This is a genomic window from Gallionella capsiferriformans ES-2 (assembly GCF_000145255.1).
Lineage (GTDB): Bacteria > Pseudomonadota > Gammaproteobacteria > Burkholderiales > Gallionellaceae > Gallionella > Gallionella capsiferriformans.
Genome location: NC_014394.1, coordinates 1,405,349 through 1,424,303 on the forward strand (window position 1 = coordinate 1,405,349; position 18,955 = coordinate 1,424,303).

Below are 18,955 nucleotides of genomic sequence, written 5' to 3' on the forward strand. Positions count from 1 at the left end.
TGTGATGACAAATCCACATAAACATCAGCCCGGATTGGGGCATGTATGGCGTGCAATGGGCATTGCGTTGCAAGGCCTGCGCGCCACATGGCAGTATGAAGATGCATTTCGTCAGGAAGTGCTAGTAGCTGCGATCGCGATCCCGGTCGCGCTGTTGTCAGGTGCCAGTGTGGTGGGCAAAGCGTTGCTGGTGAGCAGTATTATTCTGGTGCTGATCGTGGAGTTGCTTAACTCGGCACTGGAGGCCGCAGTTGATCACACTTCTCTGGAACTTAATCCGTTGGCAAAGCGCGCGAAAGACATTGCCAGTGCGGCAGTGTTGATGAGCATTGTGAATGCCGTCGTGATATGGGGATTGATCTTTCTATTCTGATGCCAGAACCTGTATCCCCTTGAGCTAAGGAAGATGGTACCGGACGTGGATTCAATTTGTCGTAACGCAGAAAAAAAAAGCCCACCGCAAGGGTGAGCTTTTTATTTTATTGGTGGAGATTACCAGGGGAATTGAGTACAGGTACGCAAGGATGCTAACAAGTGAGGAAAGATTCGGGTTCGTGAGGATTTTTGCTAACAAACGCCAACCAACCCGCTAGGCTAATTCAACCGTGCGAACTTCAATTCCAACTTTCAGACGCGCACGAACCGCACCAAAAATAGCAGCGAGGTTATCCATGCTTGGATTACCTTTGGGCGACAACATGCGGTGTAGGCTCTTGCTGGGTTTGTCAGTCAGCACGGCCAACTGCTCAAATCCCACGGTAGCATTCACGAGGTCACGCAGAATCAGGCGTGCCGTTTCCGGTTCGTCACTCAAAAATAAAGTGGCTGCTTCATCAAGCAGTGCTTTGGCAAATGCGGGATCGCGTTCAACGCGCTCGATGACTGTTTGCTTGAAATTTCGAGTTAGTGCCATGTGATCACCTCTTTGTTTTCTCAGTTTTGCTGGCGGCAGACTTGGCTTTTTTTCGCAACTTGTATTCATGGTGCAATGCTTTTGCCTTATCGATATCTTTCTGCTGACCGCGTTTAGTGCCACCGCCAAATAAAATAATGAGTGTGTCACCATCCTTGGCAAGGTAAACCCGGTAACCCGGACCCCAGTCGATAACATATTCACCAATCCCATCAAACCACTTAACGCTGGATGTGTTGCCAAGCTCTAGGCGCAGCTTGGCAGTAACAATTTTAGCGGCGGCTTGCGGATCAAGGTCGTCGAACCACGTTTTATAGGGGTTCGAGCCATCCTGGCAAATATATTCTTCGACCTTGATTTTCATGCGCAGATAGTAACGTATAGGTAACTAATATTCAAGTTCGGTCGCGACGAAAATTGACTGAAATTGCCCGTCACATTTTGTTGAGTGAGCGCAGTTTATCGGGGTCTTTACTGCATTCTCCACTCGCTGGAACTAGGGGTGTTCCCTCTTGCCTACCAATTCTTTCATCAAACCGTGCTGATTAGTCCGCGCGTAATTTATTGATTTTATGTGAAATAAAATTTTCATCTCGCGGACTTCAAAAAATGAAACGGGGCAGGGCAGGAGAGAAAAATGGCAGTGAGAGAGAAAAATACTGCCGATGAGCGCGATGGCCTGAAATTGAGAAGTCCGCAACATATTGAAAATAAAGGGGAACGTGTGGGGTTTGCACAAAGAAAAATGTCCAACTGAAAACAGTTGGACATTTAAATTGGTGGAGACGGCGGGAATTGAACCCGCGTCCGCAAGCACTCTACAGGCAGTTCTACATACTTAGCCATGCTATTTAATTTAATCCCGGACACGCCAACTGGCGGGCTGGTACGGGACTAGTTACCTTAATTTTAGCTTCGTACAAAGTAACCCTGCACGACACGATTCTGTGTAATTTACCTCACTCATCTCAGTCTTGCGACTTTGAGCCACTCCACAGACAGCATGGTGTGAGGTCTAGCCGACTAAGCGGCTAAAGCGTAGTTTTCGTCGTTTGCGACTAGTTTTTTCCAGCTGATTTACGAGGTTGCGGGTCCTCGGTATGCCCTACTCTGCTTTGCAACCCACGTCGAAGCCAAGTCGTCCCCGTTGTTGATACAAAACGCTGGCGATTATAACAGACTCAGAGAGGAATCAGTTTCAGAAGTTCAAGTGGGGTGTCGATCATTGCGTGTGCAGCCCAGTTCTCCAGCTTAGCATCCGCGCTGATGTAACCGTAGCGAGCGATGACGCCGCGCATGTTGACCGCATTAGCAGCCTGCATGTCGCGTACATCGTCACCCAGATACAGGCAGTTTTCGGGGGCAATATTGATGATCTCGCAGGCCTTGTTCATTGGGTCAGGGTGCGGTTTTGCGTTGGAACAGGTGTCGCCACTGATGAGACACGCAGCGCGATCCGCATAACCTAATGCTTGCATTAATGGCAGCGTGTAAATATGCGGCTTGTTGGTAACGATACCCCAGGGGAGGCTGCGCAATTCCAGTTCATTGATCAGGTCGCTCATGCCCTCGAAAAGCGCCGTATGCACGCAGATATTGTTCGCATAGTGATTCAGGAAGATATCGCGCAGTTCAATAAAGTCCGGCGAGTCAGGCGTAACGTTCATGCCGACCTTGAGCAGTCCTGCCGATCCGTGGGACGCCTGCGGGCGCAATACTTCCAGAGGCAGGGGCGTGAGGTTGCGGGTAAAGCGTACCTGATTCAACGCGGCAGCAAGATCGGGTGCGGTGTCCGCAAAGGTACCGTCTAGGTCGAACAAAACGGCTTTGACTGTAGCTGCTTCCCAATCCTCAGTCCTGAATCCAAAATCCTGATCAATCACGACGGCAGGCAATCAGGTAATTGACGCTGGTATCCGTCCCCAGTGAATATATCTTCGAGAACGGGTTATAGCTCATGCCGGACAAATCAGACACTGTCAGGTTAGCATTGCGGCATGATTGTGCAAGCTCGGAGGGTTTCAGGAACTTTGCGTAGTCATGGGTGCCGCGCGGCAGCATGTTAAGCACATATTCCGCGCCCAAAATTGCCAACAGATAGGATTTTGGATTGCGATTGAGCGTCGAGAAAAATACCCATCCCCCCGGTTTGACGAGTTTCGCACAGGAAGCGATCACGCTGTCCGGATCGGGCACATGTTCGAGCATCTCCATGCAGGTGACGATATCGAAGGTGTCGGGGCATTCGGCAGCCATGTCTTCAACGGCAATTTTACGGTAGGTGACCTGGCGTCCGCTCTCCAGCAGATGCAGTTTGGCAACTTGCAAGGCTTTATCGGACAGGTCGATGCCGGTCACGTTTGCATTTAAGGCTGCCATGCTCTCGGACAAAATTCCGCCGCCGCAACCGACATCCAGTACGGATTTTCCGGCAAGACTTGCATGTCTGTTGATGTAGTTCAGACGCAGCGGATTGATTTCGTGCAGGGGTTTGAATTCGCTCAATGGATCCCACCATTTGTGGGCTACTTGGGAGAATTTTTCGATTTCTACAGGATCAGCGTTGCTCATGGCGAGTGTGTATTTGATGGCTAGTGCGAGACTCTAGCAAAACTTCCACCAACCGCCAAATTATCCTGCGTAGACATTTCGGTTCATCGCCTTGAAACAGACTATTCAGTCAATAAAAAAGGGCATACGATATGCGCCTGCGTGCAATTTCTGCTTTATCTTAGGGAGTGCGGTCATGAAATTTATTTTTTTGATACTTGCCATATTTGTCAGTAGCGCCCCAGCAGAAGAAATCCGAATGGTCAAACCCGAGGAGGTCGGCTTGTCATCGGCGCGCCTAGGTAATATCAGCAGTATGATACAGGGCGAAATTGACCAGAATAAAATGGCAGGCGCGGTGGTGTTGGTCGCGCGGCACGGAAAAATTGCCTATTTCGAAACCTTTGGTCGCGCCGATACGGACAGGCCGATGCAGCGGGACACGATGTTCCGCATCTGCTCGATGACCAAGCCGGTGGTCACGTTGGCCGTGCTTCAGTTGTACGAAGAGGGCAAGTTGCTCTTGTCCGATCCTGTTGCCAAATATATCCCCGAATTTTCCCACACCAAAGTGATCGAAATGCTGCCCGAAGGCGCTAATCCTGCCTTCAGGCTGGTTCCTGCCAAACGGGATATTACGATCAAGGATCTGCTCACGCACACAGCAGGGATGCCTTATCCTTTTGCATCCGAGTGGTATCCGCAAGACCGCTTGCTGCATCAGATGCATGTCATGTACGAGGAGGCCGGAATTAGCAGCGGCATGTATGAAACGGAGGGCACGATAGGGGATATGGTCAAACGACTGGCCCGTCTGCCGATCGCCAGTCAGCCGGGGGATGCATTCATCTATGGCATGGCCGCAGACGTGCAAGGGTATCTGGTCGAGGTTGTTTCAGGACAGAAGCTCGATGATTACATCAGCACCCATATATTCGCGCCGTTAAAAATGAATGACTCCTATTTCTTCGTGCCTGAGAGTAAGCAGGGTAGGCTTTCAGCGGTCTGGAAGAGCGACTGGCACGGTCAGCTCGACAAGGTCACGCCCGGCCCGCACAGGGAAGGTGATTATGTGTATTCGCCGACCTTTCAGACACAGGGGCCTAAGACTTTTCTCTCAGGCGGGGTTGGCATAGTCACGACCCCTTACGACTATTTTCGCTTTGCCCAGATGTTGCTGAACAAGGGGACGCTGGACGGTGTACGGCTGATCAGCCGCAAAAGCGTTGAACTGATGACCAGTAATCAAATCGGCAAACTTTCAGAAACGACCCTGCATGACGAAGGATGGAAATTCGGTTTAGGGCTCGGGATACAAGTTGATCGTGAGCACAATGTGGATGCGGGTGATGCCGGTACTTTCGAATGGGCGGGCCTTTACTCGACGCGATTTAGCGTCAACCCTAAAGAGGAGAAAATCACGATATTTTTATCGCAAACGCATCCATTTCATCATCATTTCGACTTATGGGATAAGCTGCTGGTCATGTCAAGTGCCAGCATTGCAGACTGATCGGAGTTCATCATGAAAAAAAATAGTGATTATTTATTTTTCCCTTGTATACGGCAATTTTTAGTCATTTTTCTGTTGAGCTGTTCATTTTCGGCTTATGCCACCGCACCGCGCATTACCGCGCAATTGTTTGGCGAGGAAAGACAGTCTGATATTGTCAGCTATCAGCCGGCAGGGGCTCACGCGGATAATCTTCTGGTGCTGGAAATTGTAAATGAGGCTTTTAAGGCCGTGGGAAAATCGCCTGTGGTGGATGTACTTCCTTCTAAGCAACTTGCCGTGTATACATTTTTTAACAATGATGTCGCGGGGCTAATCGGCAATCAGGATGATTTGGCCGGCAAGGTGAAGAAACAGTATCGCATGGTGACCTTCTATTTGGCTGGGGTCGATGAGCAGCCCGTTGCACTGATATTTAGCAATCAGCGGGGTTTAGCGTTGCATAAAGCCTTCGTGAACGGAATGCAGAAAATTATCAGCAGTGGTAAATACCAGCAGCTCTTTGAAAAATATCATGACAAGCTGCCAGCTGGCTTTATCCTGCGCTTGAAACGACAGAATCCGGGCTGGAAATGAGAACTTGCACCCTGATTCGATGCGCTTTGATCTGGGGAGTATCGTTGTGGGTACTGCCATCTTATGCGGAACAGATTGTCTTTCAGTCAACGGATACGCCGCCCTACTGGTCTGCAGAACTGCCAGACAACGGAGTGGGAGGCGCTATTTTGAAGCTCGTGTCCGAAGCGGCGGGTATCTCCTACACCATTGACTATTTGCCGGTAGCGCGCTATCGCAGGTCGGATGCCCCGTATATTGTGGGTGACCCAGATATTCTGATCAATCAAAAGCGCCGCGCCATCTTTCCCATCGGTGTGTTTCGCTCGGCTTTTTTTTATTACAAACCCAATCATGATGCAATCGAATATCGTTCTTTGCACGATTTGAAGGGGCACTCGATGGGGGTATTGCGGGGCACGCTGGAAGACAAGAGCCGCTTTGCCAAAAATGGCATCAGAGTTGAGGAGAGCGATTCGGTGGAGTCGTTACTCAGAAAGTTAAAACGCGGCAGAATTGATTTTTGCATTACGGTAGCGGACACCGGTAGATACACCCTCGAGCAACTGTTTCCTGATGAGCGGGACCATTTTGTGCAACAAATGATACCCGGACTCAATCGCCCGATTGCCATCATGATAGACCTTGAAACTCGCGATGGCGAGATTATGGCAAAGCGTTACCGGAACGTATTGGAAAAGACACTGCGCAGCCAGAAATACCGCGACATACTGGAGCATTTTTATGGCAAAAGTATGATTATGGAATATAACACGGACGACCTGAATCGCTTTGTCCAGTTTTACGCGGGCACTTGGAGTCAGTGATGAAAAACGATAACCCTGTCGTGAATGAAAAATCGCTTTATCGTGAACTGACGATTTCGCTGGCACTGCTGGTCTCATTGGTCTCTATTGCCGTCAGTCTGCTTAATTACGCCTATTCCTCTCGTGAAGCCGATGTGATGCTGGCAAGCAAAATATCCGCATATACCGATAATTTACGTGAATCACTGGAGTGGCCACTTTGGAATGTCGATGATGAACTGATCAGTAAAATTGGCCGAGCTTTTGTGGCCAATGCTGAAATTGCTGAACTTACGATACGCGATGATCAACAGCGCGTGATTTATCAGCATCGTCATCGGGATGGCCGGCTGATCCTTCGTGAGTTTTCTGTCGAACACGAAGGAAAATACATCGGATCGGTTGAAATTAGTTTGTCTTTACGCGCTTTTGAAGAAAAAAACCATTGGTTGTTATTGACCAGTTTGGGTACTGCGGCCCTGTTGATCATCAGTTTGCTCGGGGCCATGCGCTGGATGCTGGCGCGTTTGCTTAAAAAACCGGTTGATAATCTGGTTGGGGCGATCGCGCAGGTGGTGGAGGGGCGCTATCCGCTTATCGCGCTGGCACAAACTTATACGGAGTTTGCGCCGATTATTTCCGGTTTCAAAACGATGTCGGATGCCGTCGCCAGTCGTGAAGCCAGTTTGCGTGCCAGCGAGCAAAAAATGCTCAGCATACTCGAAGGAGTGGATGCTTATATATACCTGAAAGATACTGAAGGGCATTATTTGTTTGCCAACCGGCCGCTACGCGAGTTGTGGCAGGTAGAGATGAATGACTTAATCGGGTTTGGCGATGAAAAGTTTTTTAATGCCGAATCGGTTGTCACGCTCAGGCAAACTGACAGCCGTGTTTTAAGAGGGGGGGAAACCTTACACAGTGAGGAAGTCAATACGATTGCTGCCACAGGTAAGACGGTCTACTATCAGTCGACCAAGTTGCCACTGTATCGTGAAGACGGCAGCATCTACGCTTTGTGCGGAATATCGGTCGATATTACCGAGCGTAAAAGAATAGAGGAGGCATTGAGAGTCAATGAGGAACGCTTAAAGCTTGCCACCCGTGCGGGCGGAATTGGTATCTGGGATTGGGATGTCGCGGCCAACGTGCTGACTTGGGATGACAGCATGTATTTGCTTTACGGCCTTTGTGCCGGGGATTTTGGCGGTGCCTATGATGCCTGGCTCAGTACGTTGCATCCTGATGACCGCGCGCTTAGCGATGCGGAAATTCAGGCCGCATTGCGCGGCGAGCGTGAGTTTTCACCTGAATTTCGCGTGATTCGCCCTGACGGTGAAATCCGGAAAATCAAGGCTTTTGCCAAGGTTTACCGTGATGAGTCGGGAAGTCCTACTCGTATGGTAGGTACCAATTTTGATATCACCGACCTCAAACGCATCGAAGAGGAGTTACGTAAATACAAGGATCATCTGGAAGAGGAAGTGCAGTCGCGCACCAGCGAACTGGTACTGGCACGCAATGCGGCTGAAACCGCCAATCTCGCTAAGAGTGTGTTTTTAGCGAATATGAGCCATGAGTTACGTACGCCGCTGAATGCGGTGCTGGGCTTTTCCAGCCTTTTACGTAAAGATCCGCTTTTATCGAAGGAGCAGCGCACGAATCTTAATATCATCAACCGCAGCGGAGAATACCTGCTGGCGTTGATCAATGATGTACTGGAAATGGCCAAGATTGAGGCGGGATGGGTTCAGTTGGACAGTGCGCCGCTTGATTTGGGTATGCTGGTGCGCGATGTGACCGATATGATGCAGGTGAGGGCGCAAGAGAAGGGGTTGCAGTTGCTGATTGATCAGTCTTCCGAGTTTCCTCGCTATATAAGGGGCGATGAGGCTCGTCTGCGCCAGATACTGATCAATCTGGTGGGCAATGCGGTGAAGTTCACTCAGCAAGGTGGTGTGACGGTGCGCTTTGGTCTAAAGCCCAATACGACACCGGCCCATTTGCTCATTGAAGTTGAGGACACCGGATCCGGTATTGCGGCTGAAGATCAGGAAAAAATATTTGAACCCTTTGTGCAGGTGGGGGAAGTCGCTATGCAAAAGGGTACCGGCTTAGGGCTGACTATTACCCGCCAGTTTGTTCAGTTGATGGGCGGATCGGTGACGCTCAACAGCAAGCCGGGCAGCGGATCGCTGTTCAGGGTTGAACTGCCGATCAATATGGTCAGAGCCCAGGATATGATAGAAGCGAAGAGCACGCTACAAGGCGAAATTATTGGCATCAAACCCGGCCAGCCCGCATACCGGATTCTGATTGTGGAGGACCAGCAGGAAAACCAGTTATTGTTGCGTCAATTGATGGAGCGGCTCGGGCTCCCTGTCAAAGTCGCCAGTGATGGCGTAGAGGCACTTGAATTGTTTAATAGCTGGCATCCTGATCTGATCTGGATGGATCGACGTATGCCGGTGATGGATGGAATTGAGGCCGCCCGGCGCATTCGAGCTTTACCCGGTGGCGAGGCGACAAAAATTATTGCCGTGACAGCGTCAGCTTTTATGGAACAGCGTACTGAAATGCTGGCAGCGGGAATGAATGATTTTGTTCGCAAGCCCTATCGTTTCAACGAAATATATGACGCCCTCAGCATGCAATTGGGTTTGCAATACGTGTATGCCGATACGCCCGATGCAAGTGTCAGTGAGGTTGTTTTGACCGATGAGATGCTGATGGGTCTGCCGGAGATGTTGCGCAGTGAGTTGAACGATGCGCTGGAAAGTCTGGAGGTTGATCGAATCAATCATGCGATCCTGCAAGTACCCGACGAGGCATTACGGGAAACCCTCACTGCGCTGGTAGCTAACTTCGATTACCCTGTGATATTAAAGTTGTTGCAAGCGTCTGCTGTGTAAGCGGCCCGTGCAACCTGAGCGGCCGGATTTAAATTAGCAATGAATGTGATGAGCGGCGTGCTGTATCCTAATGATCAATTTTAAGATGGATTGAGAGCGATTTGATGCCATTGTTAAATAGCAGGCTAGGCCAAATGCTGTGTTTGTTGATGCTGCTGGCCGGTTGTGGTCCGTCTGAGCATAGCAACTATCAGCCGGAACTGGGTGCGCCGCCGCTGCAGCCTCTGACAGAGTATGTCGTCGGCATTCATCCCTTGCACAATCCTCAGAGACTGATGGAACTCTACGGACCTATCGTTGATTATTTGAATAGCAGCATACCGGAGGCCCATTTTAAACTTGAGGCCTCGCGTAATTATGAAGAATTTGAGAAAAAGCTGTATGCCGGACAGTTTGCTTTTGCCATGCCCAATCCCTATCAAACTATTAAGTCGGTTGAGCATGGTTATCGCATTTTCGGAAAAATGGGCGATGATGCCGATTTTCGCGGCATCATTTTAATTCGTCGTGACAGCGGTATTAAAGTGGTGAAGGATTTGAAAGGGCGTGCTATCGCCTACCCGGCCGCCACGGCGCTGGCTGCGACCCTGATGCCGCAATATTATCTGCATACGCACGGGATTAATGTGAATCATGATATTGAAAATCGTTATGTCGGATCACAGGAATCTTCGATCATGAATGTATTGCGTGGCGATGTGGCTGCAGGCGCGACCTGGCCTGTTCCCTGGCGTGCCTTCATCGCAGAACATCCCGATTTAGCCATGCAACTTGAGTCAAAATGGGAAACCGGAAGTCTGCCAAATAATGGCTGGGTTGTGCGCACGGATCTTCCAAAATCGCTGGCCGACAACTTTGCACAGGTGCTTTTCACGCTGCATCAAAGCGAGCAGGGAAGGACAATGCTGGCAAAATTACCCATATCAAATTTTGAACCGGCCAGTGACGAAACCTACCGTCCGGTACGTGAATTCTTGAAAAAATTTTCTAGCACGGTCAGACAGGTCGAGTGAATATGAATTTGTTCATGACTTTTATACATAAACTGCAGCATGAATGGGGGCGGTCCATTCGCCGTCAGCTAATCTGGTCATTTTCTTTGGCCTCTTTGCTGGTTTCATTAAGTTTTGGTTATTTGCTTTACGCCTATCAGCGGAATTTTCAATACGATCTGGGCACCCAAAGTGCGCTTGAACTGGCGCAGGCCTTGTCGTCTAGCAGTAGTTCCTGGGTGTTGTCCAACGATCTGGCAGGTTTGCAGGAGGTGCTCAGCGGGGCAGCTCAAGTCACCGATATTAAATTTGCAGCAGTAATTTCACCGGACGGTGAAGTGCAGGCCTCTACACGCTCTGAATACATTAACCGGCATTTTAGCGATCCGGTGAGTCAGCGCATGCTTGGGAAAGTCGTTCAAACAAAGATTCTGAAAAACAATCAGGAGCTGATCGATGTGGCGGTGCCGGTGCTGGCAGGAACGCGCTTGATAGGCTGGGTGCGGGTTGAAATGTCGCGTGACAGAGCGAACGCCAACCTGAGCAAAATTGCCGCAGCAGGGTTTGCAATTACATTGTTACTGGTACTGATGATCGTTTTGATCGCTACATGGCTGGCGGACAGGTTTACACGTGGTTTGCAGCGATTATCGGCCGTTGCGGATAATGCGGAGCATGGTCGCAGTTTTGCACGCGATGACAGTGAACGACAGGATGAGTTGGGTATTCTGGCACGCCATATATACAAAATGCTTGATGCAAAAGCCGAAGAGGAAAAAGGCCGTCTGGACAGTGAAGCGCGTTATAGCGTGGTATTCAATAATGCCGCGGTCGGGTTGGCGCAGATTGCAATTTCCGGACAATTTATCCAGATCAATCAGGAATTTTGCAAGATCATCGGCTATACGCAGGAAGAGATTTTGTCTCAGAACTTTACTTTCGAACGTATCACTCATCCAGATGATATCGCGGTTGATCATGAGTATATCCGGCAGCTTCTGGCAGGGGATAGACAAAGCTACATGCTGGAAAAGCGTTATATTCGCAGGGATGGGGGGCTCGTATGGGTCAACCTTTCTGTTTATTTACAAAGAGACAGCCGCGGTGATCCCCTGTATTTAATCAGTGCAGTGCTTGATCTTAGCGAACGAAAGCAGGCAGAAAATGAGCTCAAACGTTACAAGGATCATCTGGAAGAGGAGGTGCAGCAACGTACCGCTGATCTGGTGCTGGCAAGGGATGCTGCGGAAGCAGCCAATCGAGCCAAGAGTGTATTTTTGTCGAGCATGAGCCATGAACTGCGCACACCACTGAATGCCATTCTAGGATTTTCCGCGTTAATGAGTCGCGATACGATGTTGTCGCATATACAGCGTGAAAACTTAAATATCATTAATCGTAGTGGCGAACACTTGTTAAGCTTGATTAACGATGTGCTTGAAATGGCGAAGATAGAGGCAGGGCGTGTGCAGGTGCTTCATGAAGCTTTTGATTTGGGGGCGCTGGTACGCGATGTGAGTGACATGATGGCGGTACGCGCTCAGGAAAAGGGGTTGCAGTTGCTGGTTGACCAGTCGTCTGATTTTCCTCGCTACATCATGGGGGACGAGGCGCGCTTGCGGCAGGTATTGATCAATCTGGTCGGCAATGCTGTGAAATTTACCCAGCATGGCGGGATTACCATGCGTTTTGGTATTAAGCCGAATTTACTTCCTGAAAGATTGCTCATTGAGGTGGAAGATTCGGGTATCGGTATTAAACCTGAAGATCAGCAACGTATCTTTGATGCTTTTGTGCAGATCGGCGATTTATCTGCACAAAAGGGTACGGGCCTTGGGTTGACCATTACCCGTCAGTTTGTACAACTGATGGGAGGGGTGATTACGCTTGAAAGTACACCCGGTGTCGGTGCCGTGTTTAGCGTCGAGTTACCCATTGAAAAGGTATCCCCGGCAGAGGTTGCAAAGACAAAAAAAATAGTACAGGGCGAAATCATCGGTTTACTCGAAGGTCAGCCCGTGTACCGCATTTTGATCGTTGAAGATCAGCTGGAAAATCAGTTGTTAATGAGCCGGCTGATGGAGCAGTTGGGGTTTGAAGTCAGAGTTGCCGAAAATGGCAGGTTGGGTGTAGAAATATTTAGCCGCTGGCATCCGGATTTGATCTGGATGGATAGGCGTATGCCGGTTATGGATGGGATAGAGGCAACTCGCCTGATACGCGGGTTGCCTGGGGGGCGTGAGGTAAAAATCGTTGCCGTGACGGCATCGGCTTTTATGGAACAGCGTGCCGAAATGTTGGATTCCGGTATGGATGAATTTGTTCGAAAACCCTATCGGTTCAATGAAATTTACGAATGTCTGTCCCGAATGCTGGGGGTGCAGTACCGCTATGCCAGTACCGTTGTTGACGAAGAATCTGCAACCGGTGCAGTATTGACTGATAATATGCTCGCGTCGCTCCCGGATGAACTGCGTCGCGTGTTGCAAGAGGCACTGGAAAGTCTCGAAATCGATCGGGTTGATGCGGCGATAGGTCAGGTCCATGATGCAAAGCTGAAAACTACACTGAGGCAACTGGCGGAGAATTTTGATTATCCGGCTATTTTGAAGGCGTTGCGCTCGGACACAATGGAAAAGTGACATGAGAAATACTGGAAAAATACTCGCAGTCGATGACACGCCGGCCTCGTTGAGGCTGCTCACTGATATTCTCAAGGATGAAGGATACGAGGTGCGTGCGGCCATCAGCGGCGAGCTGGCGCTGCGTGCGGCGATACTCAATCCGCCCGAGTTGGTTTTGCTCGATATTCGCATGCCGGAAATGGATGGTTTTGAGGTTTGTCGGCGCTTGAAAGCATCGCCGGGTAGCTGAACTGGCCGTTGCGATTGCCCGTGAAATGAAGTTGTCTGATGAAATGATCGAAGGGATACATCTGGCCAGTGTGGTGCATGATGTGGGCAAGATACGTGTGCCGGCTGAAATTTTGAGCAAGCCCGGCAGACTCACTGAGCTTGAATTCGGATTGATCAAGGAGCATGCCCAGAATGGTTTTGAAATTCTTAAAACGATCGAATTTCCCTGGTCGATTGCACAAATCGTTTTGCAGCACCATGAGCGCATGAATGGCTCAGGTTATCCGCGCGGTTTGTCTGGCGAACAAATTTTACTTGAGTCGAGAATTGTCACGGTGGCCGATGTGGTGGAATCGATGATTTCACATCGCCCCTATCGTGCGGGGCTTGGGCTGGAAGCGGCGCTTGCGGAAATTGAAAATAATAAGGGCAGCCTGTTCGATGCAGTGGTGGTCGATGCCTGCGTACGGGTGTTTCGTGAACAGGACTTTCACTTTAAGGCTTAATTCTGATCTTGCGATGTCTGCATGTCTGTGAGGTTTGTTTGGGGCAGCGTATAATGCGGTCTATTTTCCGTATCCGGCAATGTAAAGAGATAACATATTGAATAATTTCGCAGACTTAAATCTGGCTCCTGAAATTTTAAGGGCGCTAATTGAATCCGGATATACCAAGCCGACACCGATACAGGCTCAGGCTATTCCTCTGGTGCTCGAGGGGAGTGATTTAATGGCCGGCGCACAGACCGGAACGGGAAAAACCGCAGCCTTCGCGTTGCCGGTGCTGCAAAAGCTGATGCCCTTTGCCAGTTCCAGTCCGTCTCCTGCCCGCCATGCGGTGCGTGCGCTGATTCTGGTGCCTACGCGTGAGCTGGCGATACAAGTCGAAGCCAGTGTTAAGGCATACGCCAAATATAGTCATTTACGTTCACTGGTTGTGTTCGGCGGTGTCGATATCAAGACGCAAACACCGCATTTGAGAGCGGGGATTGAAATTTTGGTCGCAACACCCGGACGCCTGCTTGATCATATTGAGCAAAAATCCGTGCAGCTCAATCAGGTACAAATGCTGGTACTCGATGAGGCAGATCGCATGCTGGATATGGGATTTATGCCTGATTTAAAACGCATTTTGGCGCTATTGCCCCGTCAGCGCCAAAATCTGATGTTCTCGGCGACGTTTTCGGCCGAAATCAAGAAACTCTCGGCCGAGTTTTTGGTTAACCCTAAGTTGATTGAAGTGGCGCGCAGTAATGCTACCTCTGAAAATGTCACGCAAAAGGTGTATCTGGTCGGCCATGAAGAAAAGCATGCGCTGCTGGCGCATTTGCTGCGGGGTACCGGGGCGGTTCAGACGCTGGTGTTTACCAAAACCAAGCTGACGGCTAGCCGCATCGCACGTCAGTTACAGCGCGAAGGATTTGCCTCTGATGCGATACACGGAGATAAAAGCCAGTTGGAACGCATGCAGGCACTCGATGCATTCAAGTCAGGCAAGATCACCGTGTTAATTGCAACAGACGTTGCTGCCCGCGGTCTTGATATTGACCAGTTACCGGTGGTAATCAACTATGAAATTCCCTCCGCGGCGGAGGATTATGTGCATCGCATCGGCCGTACCGGACGGGCAGGAGCCTTTGGGGTCGCGATTTCGTTGGTGGCGCCCGAAGAAGAAAAATATCTGCTTGAAATTGAGAAGCTGATTAAGTGCACTATCCAGCGTGTCGAGCTTCCTGCCAGTGAAAAACCGCTTGCTCGCGCGCCACGCGCGGAGTCGGCGCACGAGCCGCGCGCTGAGCATCATATGCATATTCGCGCGCCGCATACGCCGCAGGTTAAACGACCGGTGCACGATGCATGGTTCAATAAACCTTATGAACCCTCGCTAAGCCAGCGGGTTGAAGCGCCGCCCGCTATTCAACCCGCCCGGCCGGCCGGGCAGATTCCTGCGTTGTTTATGCGACGCAAGCCCGTTGATGCGGAGGATTAATTTCCAACGTTTGATCTTGGCACTTGCGCTGACCGCAGGTGGATTGCAGTTGTCTGCCTGCAGCACGGTGTCTGAGCCAAAATCGGTCGCACCTGCTGTAGTTCGTGCCGCACCTAAAATCGCGCTGGTGCTGGGCGGTGGCGGGACGCGCGGCTTTGCGCATGTCGGCGTGATCAAGGCGCTCGAAGCGCAGGGTATTGTTCCAGACATTATTGTGGGCACCAGCGTAGGTTCTGCAATTGGCGCGTTATATGCGGCAGGCTATAACGGCTTTCAGTTGCAGGAAATGTCCATTCCGATGAAGGAGGAGCGGGTGGTTGACTGGTCCTGGCCTAATCGCGGCCTGTTCACCGGAAAACCGTTGCAGACTTACATCAATCAGTCGATCAAACAAGTGCCGCTTGAGAAACTGCGCCGCACTTTTGCGGTGGTTGCGACCGATTTGGCGACGGGCGAGAAAGTTGTTTTTCGTACTGGAAATACCGGTGTTGCCGTTAGTGCATCCTGCGCCGTACCGGGCGTATTTCAGCCGGTGGTAATCAATGGACGAAGCTATGTCGATGGGGGGCTGGTCAGGCCCGTGCCCGCTGCTGAGGCCCGCGCGTTGGGCGCAGATTTCGTCATCGCGGTGAATATCTCCAATCAGCCGCAGAATAATAAGACAGAGTCGACTGTCGACGTGCTGATGCAGACTTTTGATATTATGAGCCAGACCATCAATCGTTATGAGCTGGTCAATGCCGACGTGGTGATACGCCCGGTTACCCGGAACATTGCTCAGGGCAATCTGGATGACCGTCATTTGGCGATTCTGGAAGGGGAAAAGGCAGTCGCTGTTATTCTGCCTGAGCTCAAAGCTCGCCTCGACAGGCTACGCCGTGAACGCTGAGTGTTGTATGATGTTCGCTATCATTTAATTCGTTGCTACGGGATATCCCGGTGCGAAGCTCCCTGACTGCCATGATTCGTATTTTTATTACAGCCCTCTTGCTGGTGATCGCGCACGGTGCATACGCGAATAATCAGGAAATGCGCATCGGCGTACTGTCGTTCCGGCCGCTGGAGCAGACCCGTATGCAATGGCAGCCCACCGCTGATTTTCTTAATAATCATGTGCCGGGCTTTCACTTCAGTATCAAAGCCCTGTATTACAATGATCTCGATCTGGCAGCCAATCGCCACGAGTTTGACTTCATCGTCACCAATCCAGAACATTATGTGTCGGTTCGTCGTGATCACGGATTGTCAGCGATTGCTACCCTCATGCCCATGGTTGAAGGGCATCCGATCACGATGTTTGGCGGCGTTATTTTGACGCGGGCTGACAGGTCGGATATCAACACCCTGCAGGATTTGCGCGGAAAAATTATTGCCTCTCCTGCGGAGCAGTCACTGGGCGGCTATCTGATGCAGCGCTGGACTTTATATAAACAGGGGATAGGTATCCGTGAGGTGTCCCGTGTTCATTTTACAGGTATGCCGCATGACAAGGCTTTGCTCGAAGTGACGTCAGGCGCTGCTGATGCGGCGTTTGTGCGTACCGGGATACTGGAGAGTATGGAGCGCGAGGGGAAAATACGCCCCGATCAGTTTAAGGTTCTTAATCGTCAGCCGTCTGGAAAATTCCCTCAGCTACTCTCCACCGATCTTTATCCCGAGTGGCCCTTTGCCGCGATGCCTGACGTGCCGGATGTATTGCTAAAGCAAGTGACATTAGCGCTGCTCAATATTCAGCCACAGGATATTGCCGCTCAAAGGGGTAATTATTTCGGCTTTTCTCCGCCGGGAAATTATGCAACCGTCGAAGCGATGATGCAGCGTTTAGCAGTAAATCCTGAATTAGCACATGAATTCAGCCTGCGAGACGTTGCACGTAAATATGTGCTGGAACTAGTGGGCGGCGGTCTGCTGGTTTTGCTGATTTTGCTTGCTGCAGCGATTTATTTGGCTCGAAACAACCGCCGTTTGCAAAGCAGTTATCGTGAGCGTGAACGGCTCGATCACCAGTTACAGAGCGCCAATGCCACGCTAGAGGAGAAAGTGGCTACGCGTACCCGCGAACTGCAGATTAGTGAGGCGCGTTTCCGTCAGATGTTCGAGCACCACGCGTCCCCGATGATGTTGATTGATCCGCTGGGCGGGGCGGTTGTGGATGTCAATCAGGCGGCGGCGGAATTCTATGGTTATCGTATCGCTGAGATGCAGGCGATGAATATTGCACAGATCAATTTACAAACCGAAGAAGACTGCCGTCCGCAGCAGACTAAGGGTAATTGCTTCTTTTTCTCCCATCAGCTGGCATCGGGCGAGGTAAGGTTGGTTGAGGTGCATTCTTCGCCCGTTGAGGTGGATAGCCGTCCACTGTTGTTTTTTATTGTGCATGACATCACAGAGCGGCGTCATCTCGAGGAAAAAATGCACGATCTTGCATTTTATGATTTGTTAACTAAGCTCCCTAATCGTCGTTTGTTGCTTGATCGTCTGGAAAAGGCGCTACTGTCCGGCACACGCAGCCGGCATCACAGTGCGTTGATGTTTCTCGATCTGGACCATTTCAAGGTGCTCAACGATTTGCATGGGCACGATATCGGGGATCAGCTTTTGGTCGAAGTGGCAAACCGTATTTTGGGCTGTATACGTGAACAGGACAGTGCGGCACGCTTTGGCGGAGATGAATTTGTCGTGATGATCGAGGATCTGTCGGAAAATTTGAGCGATGCAGTTAATCAGGCGGACTCGGTAGCGGAAAAAATTCGCTGTGCACTGGCCGCACCTTATTTGCTTAAACGCGGTGAAGAAGTGATCTCGCATCACTGCTCATCCAGTATCGGTGTGACGCTGTTTCGCGATCATGAAGAAAATCTTGAACAGTTGCTCAAATGGACCGACATGGCGATGTATCACGCTAAGGATGCCGGGCGCAACGTCATCCGTTTTTTCGATCCTGTCATGCAGACCGCAATTGAAAATAGAGCTGCGCTTGAGAACGATTTGCATACGGCATTAGAAGAGCGTCAATTCGAGCTTTTTTACCAGATTCAGGTGGACAGGGACGGGCGTGCAGAAGGCGCTGAAGTTTTGCTGCGCTGGCGTCACCCGCAGCGCGGTCTGGTGTCTCCTGCACAATTTATTCCCTTGGCCGAAGATACCGGACTGATTGTGCCGATTGGCGAATGGGTACTCGATACGGTTTGTGCGCAGATCGCCAAGTGGCAAGGTGAACAGCGCAATTTGGTGATCGCGGTCAACGTCAGCGCCAAGCAATTTCGCCAGAGTAATTTTGTAGAACTCGTGCAACAGATCATCCAGCGTCATCAAGTCTCACCTGCCTTGCTTAAACTGGAACTGACCGAAAGTCTGGTTCTTGATAATATACAAGACACTATCGACAAAATGAAGGTGCTAAAAGCGTTTGGTGTGAGTTTTTCAATGGATGACTTTGGTACAGGCTACTCTTCTCTGTCTTATTTGAAGCAGCTCCCGCTCGATCAGATCAAAATTGACCAGTCATTCGTGCGCGATATCGCGACCGACAAAACAGATCTGGTGATGGTGAAAACGATCGTTGATCTCGGGGTTAACTTCGAGATGGACGTGATTGCAGAGGGAGTGGAATCGGAGGTGCAACTGGGCTTGCTTAAACAGTGCGGATGCTCGCGTTTTCAGGGGTATTTGTTTAGTAAACCTGTTCCCGTCGAAGCATTTGAGTTGTTGATAAAAGGGGATACTGTTGGACAGGCATAAATATATTTGAAAGAATCTGGTTGTATTCTGAGCGGGGCCGATAATCCGGTGGTATTGTGATCTAGAGTGTAGCAATGTGACGGGCGTTTTGAGTGTGGCAACTTTCGATTGGGTATAAGGGGAACT

16 protein-coding genes and 1 other RNA gene are annotated in these 18,955 nt (G+C 50.4%); 12 read left to right on the forward strand and 5 right to left on the reverse strand.

What is annotated here, in order from left to right; translation table 11 throughout:
* Positions 1-4: 4 nt before the first annotated feature.
* The gene (locus GALF_RS06505; protein WP_013293264.1) at positions 5-373 is read left to right on the forward strand and encodes a diacylglycerol kinase; all 369 of its coding nucleotides are present in this window, start codon (positions 5-7) and stop codon (positions 371-373) included.
* Between the two features lie 216 nt (positions 374-589).
* On the opposite strand, the gene GALF_RS06510 is transcribed toward GALF_RS06505, so the two are convergent.
* The 5 genes from GALF_RS06510 to ubiG all read right to left on the reverse strand — a co-directional run bounded on the left by GALF_RS06510 (position 590) and on the right by ubiG (position 3,484).
* Positions 590-913: a helix-turn-helix domain-containing transcriptional regulator gene (locus tag GALF_RS06510; RefSeq protein WP_013293265.1), complete on the reverse strand. Its 324-nt coding sequence runs from the start codon at positions 911-913 to the stop codon at positions 590-592.
* Between the two features lie 4 nt (positions 914-917).
* Complete coding sequence (locus tag GALF_RS06515) at positions 918-1,277, reverse strand: type II toxin-antitoxin system RelE/ParE family toxin (protein WP_013293266.1); 360 nt, start codon at positions 1,275-1,277, stop codon at positions 918-920.
* Positions 1,278-1,690: 413 nt separating this feature from the next.
* Positions 1,691-2,059: a transfer-messenger RNA gene (gene ssrA / locus GALF_RS15265) on the reverse strand.
* A 35-nt stretch (positions 2,060-2,094) separates the two neighbouring features.
* The gene (locus GALF_RS06520; RefSeq protein WP_013293268.1) at positions 2,095-2,796 is read right to left on the reverse strand and encodes an HAD family hydrolase; all 702 of its coding nucleotides are present in this window, start codon (positions 2,794-2,796) and stop codon (positions 2,095-2,097) included.
* Positions 2,789-3,484: a bifunctional 2-polyprenyl-6-hydroxyphenol methylase/3-demethylubiquinol 3-O-methyltransferase UbiG gene (ubiG, locus tag GALF_RS06525; RefSeq protein ID WP_013293269.1), complete on the reverse strand. Its 696-nt coding sequence runs from the start codon at positions 3,482-3,484 to the stop codon at positions 2,789-2,791. Before ubiG ends, GALF_RS06520 begins: the two co-directional genes overlap by 8 nt.
* A gap of 175 nt (positions 3,485-3,659) precedes the next feature.
* Between ubiG and GALF_RS06530 the strand changes: the two genes are divergently transcribed.
* The 11 genes from GALF_RS06530 to GALF_RS14915 all read left to right on the forward strand — a co-directional run bounded on the left by GALF_RS06530 (position 3,660) and on the right by GALF_RS14915 (position 18,829).
* Positions 3,660-4,976 (forward strand): serine hydrolase domain-containing protein, encoded by a 1,317-nt coding sequence (locus GALF_RS06530; RefSeq protein WP_013293270.1) that lies wholly within the window; start codon positions 3,660-3,662, stop codon positions 4,974-4,976.
* A gap of 12 nt (positions 4,977-4,988) precedes the next feature.
* Positions 4,989-5,552, forward strand: a complete 564-nt coding sequence (locus GALF_RS06535) for a type 2 periplasmic-binding domain-containing protein (protein ID WP_013293271.1) — start codon at positions 4,989-4,991, stop codon at positions 5,550-5,552.
* Positions 5,549-6,358, forward strand: coding sequence for a substrate-binding periplasmic protein (locus GALF_RS06540; RefSeq protein ID WP_013293272.1), 810 nt, complete (start codon positions 5,549-5,551; stop codon positions 6,356-6,358). Before GALF_RS06535 ends, GALF_RS06540 begins: the two co-directional genes overlap by 4 nt.
* Positions 6,358-9,249 (forward strand): ATP-binding protein, encoded by a 2,892-nt coding sequence (locus GALF_RS06545; protein ID WP_013293273.1) that lies wholly within the window; start codon positions 6,358-6,360, stop codon positions 9,247-9,249. Before GALF_RS06540 ends, GALF_RS06545 begins: the two co-directional genes overlap by 1 nt.
* A 134-nt stretch (positions 9,250-9,383) precedes the next feature.
* Complete coding sequence (locus GALF_RS06550) at positions 9,384-10,262, forward strand: phosphate/phosphite/phosphonate ABC transporter substrate-binding protein (RefSeq protein ID WP_013293274.1); 879 nt, start codon at positions 9,384-9,386, stop codon at positions 10,260-10,262.
* 14 nt (positions 10,263-10,276) lie between these two features.
* Positions 10,277-12,883 (forward strand): ATP-binding protein, encoded by a 2,607-nt coding sequence (locus GALF_RS14910; RefSeq protein WP_190274103.1) that lies wholly within the window; start codon positions 10,277-10,279, stop codon positions 12,881-12,883.
* Position 12,884: 1 nt separating this feature from the next.
* Entirely contained in the window at positions 12,885-13,115 is a 231-nt protein-coding gene (locus GALF_RS06560; RefSeq protein WP_041938005.1) for a response regulator, read from the forward strand.
* Positions 13,116-13,140: 25 nt separating this feature from the next.
* Entirely contained in the window at positions 13,141-13,602 is a 462-nt protein-coding gene (locus GALF_RS06565) for an HD-GYP domain-containing protein (protein ID WP_050752484.1), read from the forward strand.
* A gap of 97 nt (positions 13,603-13,699) precedes the next feature.
* Positions 13,700-15,085 (forward strand): DEAD/DEAH box helicase, encoded by a 1,386-nt coding sequence (locus GALF_RS06570; RefSeq protein WP_013293276.1) that lies wholly within the window; start codon positions 13,700-13,702, stop codon positions 15,083-15,085.
* Between the two features lie 16 nt (positions 15,086-15,101).
* Positions 15,102-15,974, forward strand: coding sequence for a patatin-like phospholipase family protein (locus GALF_RS06575; protein ID WP_223293739.1), 873 nt, complete (start codon positions 15,102-15,104; stop codon positions 15,972-15,974).
* Positions 15,975-16,045: 71 nt separating this feature from the next.
* Positions 16,046-18,829, forward strand: coding sequence for an EAL domain-containing protein (locus GALF_RS14915; RefSeq protein ID WP_013293278.1), 2,784 nt, complete (start codon positions 16,046-16,048; stop codon positions 18,827-18,829).
* Positions 18,830-18,955: the final 126 nt, after the last annotated feature.